This window comes from Streptomyces sp. NPDC004658 (assembly GCF_040609555.1).
Lineage (GTDB): Bacteria > Actinomycetota > Actinomycetes > Streptomycetales > Streptomycetaceae > Streptomyces.
The window spans coordinates 1-7,435 of the sequence record NZ_JBEXKG010000252.1 but is presented as its reverse complement, the minus strand read 5'-3'; the positions used below and the strand labels follow the sequence as shown (position 1 = coordinate 7,435).

General features: G+C 73.8%; 6 protein-coding genes and 1 pseudogene. 4 read left to right on the top strand and 3 right to left on the bottom strand.

Features of this window, described 5'->3' with window-relative positions; genetic code table 11:
* Together ABZV94_RS38920 and serA are read left to right on the top strand one after the other, a co-directional pair.
* Positions 1-110, top strand: a pseudogene (locus tag ABZV94_RS38920) (ketol-acid reductoisomerase); the annotation flags it as partial.
* A 227-nt stretch (positions 111-337) separates the two neighbouring features.
* Positions 338-1,939, top strand: coding sequence for a phosphoglycerate dehydrogenase (gene serA / locus ABZV94_RS38915; protein ID WP_356349364.1), 1,602 nt, complete (start codon positions 338-340; stop codon positions 1,937-1,939).
* A 98-nt stretch (positions 1,940-2,037) separates the two neighbouring features.
* Here serA and ABZV94_RS38910 read toward each other — a convergent pair whose 3' ends face one another.
* Complete coding sequence (locus tag ABZV94_RS38910) at positions 2,038-3,552, bottom strand: MFS transporter (RefSeq protein ID WP_356349361.1); 1,515 nt, start codon at positions 3,550-3,552, stop codon at positions 2,038-2,040.
* 96 nt (positions 3,553-3,648) lie between these two features.
* Here ABZV94_RS38910 and ABZV94_RS38905 point away from each other — a divergent pair, with 96 nt between their 5' ends.
* Positions 3,649-4,233, top strand: coding sequence for a TetR/AcrR family transcriptional regulator (locus ABZV94_RS38905; protein ID WP_356349358.1), 585 nt, complete (start codon positions 3,649-3,651; stop codon positions 4,231-4,233).
* 56 nt (positions 4,234-4,289) lie between these two features.
* Here ABZV94_RS38905 and ABZV94_RS38900 read toward each other — a convergent pair whose 3' ends face one another.
* Complete coding sequence (locus tag ABZV94_RS38900) at positions 4,290-5,513, bottom strand: MFS transporter (protein WP_356349357.1); 1,224 nt, start codon at positions 5,511-5,513, stop codon at positions 4,290-4,292.
* A 47-nt stretch (positions 5,514-5,560) separates the two neighbouring features.
* Between ABZV94_RS38900 and ABZV94_RS38895 the strand changes: the two genes are divergently transcribed.
* Positions 5,561-6,982, top strand: coding sequence for a PLP-dependent aminotransferase family protein (locus ABZV94_RS38895; RefSeq protein ID WP_356349354.1), 1,422 nt, complete (start codon positions 5,561-5,563; stop codon positions 6,980-6,982).
* A gap of 27 nt (positions 6,983-7,009) precedes the next feature.
* Here the strand turns inward: ABZV94_RS38895 and ABZV94_RS38890 are convergent.
* A partial coding sequence (locus ABZV94_RS38890; RefSeq protein ID WP_356349351.1) for a helix-turn-helix domain-containing protein occupies positions 7,010-7,435 on the bottom strand: 426 nt, incomplete at its 5' end.

Below are 7,435 nucleotides of genomic sequence, written 5' to 3'. Positions count from 1 at the left end.
GCGGCCTGAAGAAGTACAACGAGTACAAGAAGCAGGACTCCGAGCACCTGCTGGAGACCACCGGCAAGCAGCTGCGCAAGCTGATGAGCTGGGTGAACGAGGAGGCGTAAGCCTGCTGACAGGGGCCGGGGCGAACTGCCTCGGCCCCTGTTGTCCACCCCGTCCAGCCCCGGACGGGTGATCCTTCCGCGGAGGCGCAATGCGCCGCCCGCCGCGCCACTACACTTCTGCACAACACGCGTCAGGCCCACAGCGTCGTGCGTCTTCCGCGGCTAGCCCCCCTCCTCCGCCTGCGGCCGTCGGGACGGCCGTCCGCATCGCACATGTGAGGACTCACGTGAGCTCGTACCCCAGTCAAAAAGCCACGGTACTCATCGCTGAAGAGCTGTCGCCCGCCACCGTCGACGCACTCGGTCCGGACTTCGAGATCCGGCACTGCAACGGAGCGGACCGCTCCGAGCTGCTTCCGGCCATCGCCGACGTGGACGCGATCCTGATCCGTTCGGCCACCAAGGTCGACGCCGAGGCCATCGCCGCCGCGAAGAGGCTCAAGGTCGTCGCGCGGGCCGGCGTCGGCCTGGACAACGTCGACGTCTCCGCCGCCACCAAGGCCGGCGTGATGGTCGTCAACGCCCCGACCTCCAACATCGTGACCGCCGCCGAGCTGGCCTGCGGTCTCATCCTCTCCACCGCCCGCAACATCCCGCAGGCCAACGCCGCGCTGAAGAACGGCGAGTGGAAGCGCAGCAAGTACACGGGCGTCGAGCTGGCCGAGAAGACGCTGGGTGTCGTGGGCCTGGGCCGCATCGGTGCCCTCGTCGCGCAGCGCATGTCCGCCTTCGGCATGAAGGTCGTCGCCTACGACCCCTACGTGCAGCCCGCGCGGGCCGCGCAGATGGGCGTCAAGGTGCTCTCCCTGGACGAGCTGCTGGAGGTCTCCGACTTCATCACCGTCCACCTGCCCAAGACCCCCGAGACGCTCGGCCTCATCGGCGACGAGGCGCTGCGCAAGGTCAAGCCCAGCGTGCGCATCGTCAACGCCGCGCGCGGCGGCATCGTGGACGAGGCGGCGCTGTACGCGGCGCTGAAGGAGGGCCGGGTCGCCGGCGCCGGCCTCGACGTGTACGCCAAGGAGCCCTGCACCGACTCCCCGCTCTTCGAGCTGGACCAGGTCGTCTGCACCCCGCACCTGGGCGCGTCGACGGACGAGGCGCAGGAGAAGGCCGGTATCGCCGTCGCCAAGTCCGTCCGCCTCGCCCTCGCCGGTGAGCTGGTGCCGGACGCCGTCAACGTCCAGGGCGGTGTCATCGCCGAGGACGTCAAGCCGGGCCTGCCGCTCGCCGAGCGCCTCGGCCGCATCTTCACCGCGCTCGCCGGAGAGGTCGCGGTCCGCCTCGACGTCGAGGTCTACGGCGAGATCACCCAGCACGACGTGAAGGTGCTGGAGCTGTCCGCGCTCAAGGGTGTCTTCGAGGACGTCGTCGACGAGACCGTGTCCTACGTCAACGCCCCGCTGTTCGCGCAGGAGCGCGGGGTCGAGGTCCGGCTGACCACCAGTTCGGAGTCCGCGGAGCACCGCAACGTGGTGACCGTGCGCGGCACGCTGGGCACCGGCGAGGAGGTGTCGGTCTCCGGCACGCTGGCCGGCCCGAAGCACGTCCAGAAGATCGTCGCGGTCGGCGAGTTCGACGTCGACCTCGCGCTCGCCGACCACATGGTGGTGCTGCGCTACGAGGACCGCCCGGGTGTCGTCGGCACCGTCGGCCGCATCCTCGGCGAGGCGGGCATCAACATCGCCGGCATGCAGGTCGCCCGCGCGGCGGTCGGCGGGGAGGCGCTGGCCGTGCTGACCGTCGACGACACGGTGTCCTCCGGTGTTCTGGCCGAGGTCGCCTCCGAGATCGGCGCCACGTCGGCTCGGTCGGTCAACCTGGTTTGATCCTTCCCGCCGGCCCGGTCGGCCGGGCGGCGGGCGTCTGTCCTCAAGCGCCGGGCGGGCTGACTCACGTCAGCCCGCCCGGCGCTTCGCTCGTGCCCTTACTTGTTCCCGGCCTCGATCCTCCGCAACGTCACCGCCGCCCCCACTGCTGCCAGCCCGAGCAGCACCGCTCCGGCCAGCGCGGCGCCCTGCATACCGCTGGTGAACGCCTCCCGTGCCGTCGCGAGCAGCGACTGTCCGGTCCGGCCCGGCAGCCGGGCGGCGTCGGCCAGCGCACCGCCGAGGGTCTCGCGGGCCTCGGCGGGGGCGGTGGCCGGCATCGTGTGGCGGTAGACCGCCGTACCGATGGAGCCGAGGACCGCCATGCCGAGCGCGCCGCCGAACTCGGTGCCGGTCTCCAGGAGCGAGGACGCGGTGCCCGCCCGCTCCACCGGCGCCCCGGTCATCGCCAGGTCGGTCAGCTGGGACATCACCATGACCGCCCCGCAGGCGAGGACGCCGGCCGCGGTCAGCACCAGCCACAGGGAGTCGGTGCCGACGAGGGCGAGCAGGGCGTACCCGGCCGCGCTGACCGCGAAGCCGCAGGCGACGACGTGTCCGCGGCGGACGCCCCGCTGGACGAGCTGCGCGGTGACCGGTCCGGCGACCCCGATGAGCACCGACGGCAGCAGGCTCCACAGGGCCGCCTCCAGCGGGCTCTTGCCGAGGACGGACTGGAGGTACTGCGTGGTGAAGATGGCCGAGCCCATCATTCCGAACGCGCACACGAGGGTCAGGACCAGCGACGGGGTGAAGCCGTGGGCCCGGAAGAGGGCCGGCGGGATCAGCGGCGAGGTGCCGGTGCGCTGGCGCCGGACGAACAGGGCCGCGAAGAGCAGGCCGACGGTGATCGAGAGGACGTACCCGGGGTTCCAGCCCTCGGAGGGGATCTCCTTCAGGCCGTAGACGACGGGGAGCACGGCGGCCAGCGACAGCGGGACGCTCGGCCAGTCGAAGCGGCCGGGCGCGGGGTTCCTCGACTCGGGCAGCAGCACCGGACCGAGGAGGAGCAGCAGCGCCATCGCGGGCAGGTTCACCAGGAAGACCGAGCCCCACCAGAAGTGCTCGACCAGGAGGCCGCTCATCACCGAGCCGAGGGCGATGCCGCCGGTCATCACGCCGGACCACAGGCCGATCGCCTTCGCGCGCTGGGCCGGGTCGGTGAACATCGTGCGGAGCAGGCCCATGGTGGAGGGCATCAGGGTGGCGCCGCCGATGCCGAGGACCGCGCGGGCCGCGATCAGGGTCTCGGCGCTGTTCGCGTAGGCCGCGAGGAGCGAGGCGGCGCCGAAGGCCGCGGCGCCCAGGAGGAGGAGCTTGCGGCGGCCGACGCGGTCGCCGAGCGAGCCCATCGTCAGCAGCAGGCCGGCCAGGACGAAACCGTAGACGTCGAAGATCCACAGCTGCTGGGTGCCGCTCGGGCGCAGGTCGGCGCTGATCGCGGGGGTCGCGAAGTACAGGACGGAGACGTCCATCGAGACCAGCAGCAGCGGCAGCATCAGCACACCGAGCGCGGTCCACTCACGGCGTCCGGCGCGGACGGGGGCGGTGGTGCTCGTCGCGTTCATCGTCATGCCGGAGACTGTACGAGCGTCTTAAACGCTTGTCTAGGACAGCTGTATAAGTCACTCGTCTAGGACAGTTGTATGGGTCGTGGGTAGGCTGGTCGCATGGGACACCGTGAGGATCTGCTCGAAGGCGCCAAGCGCTGCCTGCTGGAGAAGGGCTTCCTGCGCACCACCGCGCGCGACATCGTGAAGGAGTCCGGCACCAACCTCGCCTCCATCGGCTACCACTACGGCTCGAAGGACGCCCTGCTGGTGCAGGCGTACATCTCGCTGATCGAGGGCGTGGGGGAGCGGTTCGACCCGGGCGCCGCGGCGGAGGTGACGCAGCCCGCGGGATCACTGGAGCGCTTCCAGGAGATCTGGGCCGGAGTCATCCGCACGGTGCCCGAGTCGCGGCCGATCTGGCTGCTCAGCTTCGAGCTGATGTTCCAGGACGAGCGGCTGGAGGAGGTGCGCAAGCTCCTCGCCGAGGCGCAGCGGGAGGGCCGCGCGGGACTCGCGTCCATGTTCACCGGCATCCCGGAGGCGGACCTCGGCCCGGAGGCGGTCGAGACCGAGGGCCGCTTCTACCAGACCCTCCTCAACGGGCTCATGGTCCAGTGGCTCTTCGACCCCGACTCGGCGACCACCGCCGAGCAGCTCACCGAGGGGCTGCGGCGGATGATCGCCGCAGTGGACAGGAGCTGACCGGCGCACACCGCGCACGCTCCCCCGGGGGGACGAGGGGACTGCGACGAGAGGGCCTAGGCGCGCACCGGGTCCCCACCGGTATCCGCCCGCCGGTCGCGTACCGCCGGTCCCAGGGCGCCCAGCATCAGCAGCCCGGTCAGCGCGAAGCCCCACGCGTACCCGGTGTGCGCCGCGAGGAGACCGAAGCCCGCGGCGCCCACCCCCATGCCGCCGTCGTAGGCGAGGTTCCACAGGGCGCTGACCGTGCCGTACGACGCCGCGGAGACCCGGCCGTACATGAGGGTGAGCGTGGCGTTCTGGGCCACGCCGAAGCCGGTGCCGAAGACCGCCGCGCCCACCAGCACGGCGACGGGGCTGGAGGTCGCCGCGAGGGCCGACAGTCCGGCGGCCGACACCAGCAGTCCCGGCACGACCAGCCGCGCGGAGCCCCGGCGGTCGCCGTACCGCCCCGCCGCCCAGCGGGCCGCGGTCGACGCCGTGCTCTGCACCAGCAGGGCCGCCGTCGCGACGCCGGACGCGCGCGGGACCGCCAGCGGCAGGAAGGTGACGAGAATGCCGGCGGCGACGGCGGTGGCCGCGAACACCACGGTGGGCCGCCGCAGTCCGCCGGTCCGCACGGCCCCCACCACGCCGACGGCCACCGCCGGCCCACCCCCAGCGGACTCCCGGCCCCGGGAGGCAGCCGTCTCTCCGCCCGCGCGCAGGGCCGGAACCGTCGGGATCACCGCGAGGGCGGCCAGGCCCGCCGCCGTGGTGACCGGGGCGTAGCCGACGTGGCCGGCCAGCCAGATGCCCAGGGGCAGGGCGAGGAGCGACGGCACGCCTCCGACCAGCCCGACGAGGGCCAGCCCCTCGCCCCTGCGTCCGGCCGGGATCAGCGCCGCGGTCAGGGCGCCGCCGGCGACCATCGTGAGGCCGAAGCCCAGACCCCGCACCAGACACACCGCCGCCGTCCAGACCGGGGCGTCGGAAAGCGGCAGGGCGAGCGCGGGCGCGCCCAGCAGGAAGAGACCGGCCGCCAGCGGGCCCCGGCTGCCGAACCGGCCGAGGATCCGCGGCCCGGTCAGCTCGCCGAGCACCGTGGACAGCATCAGCGTGCCGGTCGCGAGGCCCGCCCCGTCGCGGCCCGCGTGCGCGGGCACCGCCGACAGCAGCAGGAAGAAGCTCACCGTCGACCCCACCACGCTGACGAACCGCAGCAGCAGGGCACGGCTGAGCAGCGGTGGTCGAGGGGCCGGGGCGGTGGTGGGGGCGCCGGGTCGCGCTGTCGGGTTCATGCCGTCGACGCTAGGCAGCGACCGGACCGCCGGTAAGCTCCAATTCCATGACTGTGCAGTGGGCCGGTCTCTCCCCCGAACTGCTGCTGACCGTCGACCGGAACAGCGGTGAACAGCTGCGCGTCCAGCTGGAACGACAGCTGCGGGACGCCATCCGCGCAGGACGGCTGCGCGCCGGCGAACGCCTCCCGTCCTCCCGGGAACTGGCCCGCCAGCTGGGCCTGTCCCGCGGCCTGGTCCAGGACTGCTACGCCCAGCTCCAGGCCGAGGGCTACCTCGTCACCCGCGTCGGGTCGGCCACCCGCGTGGCCTCCTGCGCGCCCGTCGCTCCGCCCGCGCCGCGGGCGGAGCCGGCCCCCGAGCCCGCGCGGCTGATCGCCGACTTCCGGCACGGCGTCCCCGACCTCGCCTCCTTCCCGCGCGCCGACTGGCTGTGGGCAATCAGGGAGGCGGCCCGCAGGATGCCGACCGCCGATCTCGGCTACGGCGACCCGCGCGGCAGCCGCGACCTGCGCACCGTCGTCGCCGCCTACCTGCGCCGGGTCCGCGCCGCCGCCGCCGACCCCGACCACACCCTCGTCTGCTCCGGCTACGCCCAGGGGCTCGCCCTCGTGCTGCAGGCCCTGGCCCGGGCCGGCGTCCGGGCCGTCGCCCACGAGGACCCGGGCAGCCCCGCCACGGCGACCGCGGCCATCCGCGCGGCGGGCCTCACCCCGGTCCCCGTCCCGGTCGACGCGCACGGCATCGACGTGGCGGCCCTGGCGGCGACCGGCGCCCAGGCGGTCATCGTCACCCCGGCCCACCAGTGGCCCACCGGGGTCCTCCTCGCCCCGCGGCGCCGGCACGCGCTGCTCGGCTGGGCGCGGCGCCATGACGCGTACGTCATCGAGGACGACTACGACGCCGAGTTCCGCTACGACAGGGAACCGGTCGGTGCGCTCCAGGGCCTCGCGGCCGACCGGGTCGTCTCGATCGGCACGGTCAGCAAGTCACTGGCCCCCGCGCTGCGCATCGGCTGGCTGCTGAGCCCGCCCGCGCTCACCGCGGAGGTCACCGAGCTGAAGCGGATCGCGGACCGCGGCACGCCCACCCTGGACCAGCTGGCCCTCGCCCGGCTGATCGAGTCCGGCCGGTACGACCGCCATCTGCGCCGCATGCGCGCCCTGTACGGGGCCCGCTGCACGACCCTGCGTGCCGCCCTCGCCGAGCACGCCCCGGTGGTGCGCCTGACCGGCCTGGCCGCGGGCTTCCACGCCGTGGCCCACCTGCCGGCCGGGGCGGACGAGCAGACGGTGATCGACGCGGCGCGCGCCCGCCGCGTCGGCCTGTACGGCATGAGTGCCTGCCGCACCTCGCCGGTCACCGGGCCGCCCCAGCTCGTCCTCGGGTTCGGTGACGTGACCGAACGGGCGATCGCGGCGGGCATCGCGGCGGTCGGCGCGGTACTGAGCGGAGCACCGGACGGCTGAGCCGCCCTCCCCGAACCGACGGGCCGGCTAGAGCCGGGCGCGCTTCAGCGCCATGTGCAGCAGCAGCCGGTCCTCGCCGTCGTCCAGGTCCAGGCCGGTCAGCTGTTCCACCCGGGACAGGCGGTAGTACAGCGTCTGCCGGTGGATGCCCAGCTCGGTGGCCGTGCGGCCGGCCTGGCCCGCGCAGTCGAGGAACACCTCCGCGGTGCGGGCCAGTTCCCGGTGGGCGGGGGAGAGGAGCGGGCCGACCACACGGTCGTGCGCGGCCTGCGGCGGCAGCGCGGTCAGCAGCCGGTACGGCCCGATCCGCGCCCACTGCGCGACCGGGCCGAAGCGCGGCTCGGCCAGTGCGGCACGCGCCGCGGCCGCTGCCTCCTGCCAGACCGTGCCCAGCTCGGCGAGGCCGACGCGGGGCTCGCCGACCCCGGCCGCGCAGCCGGTGGCCCCGACGGC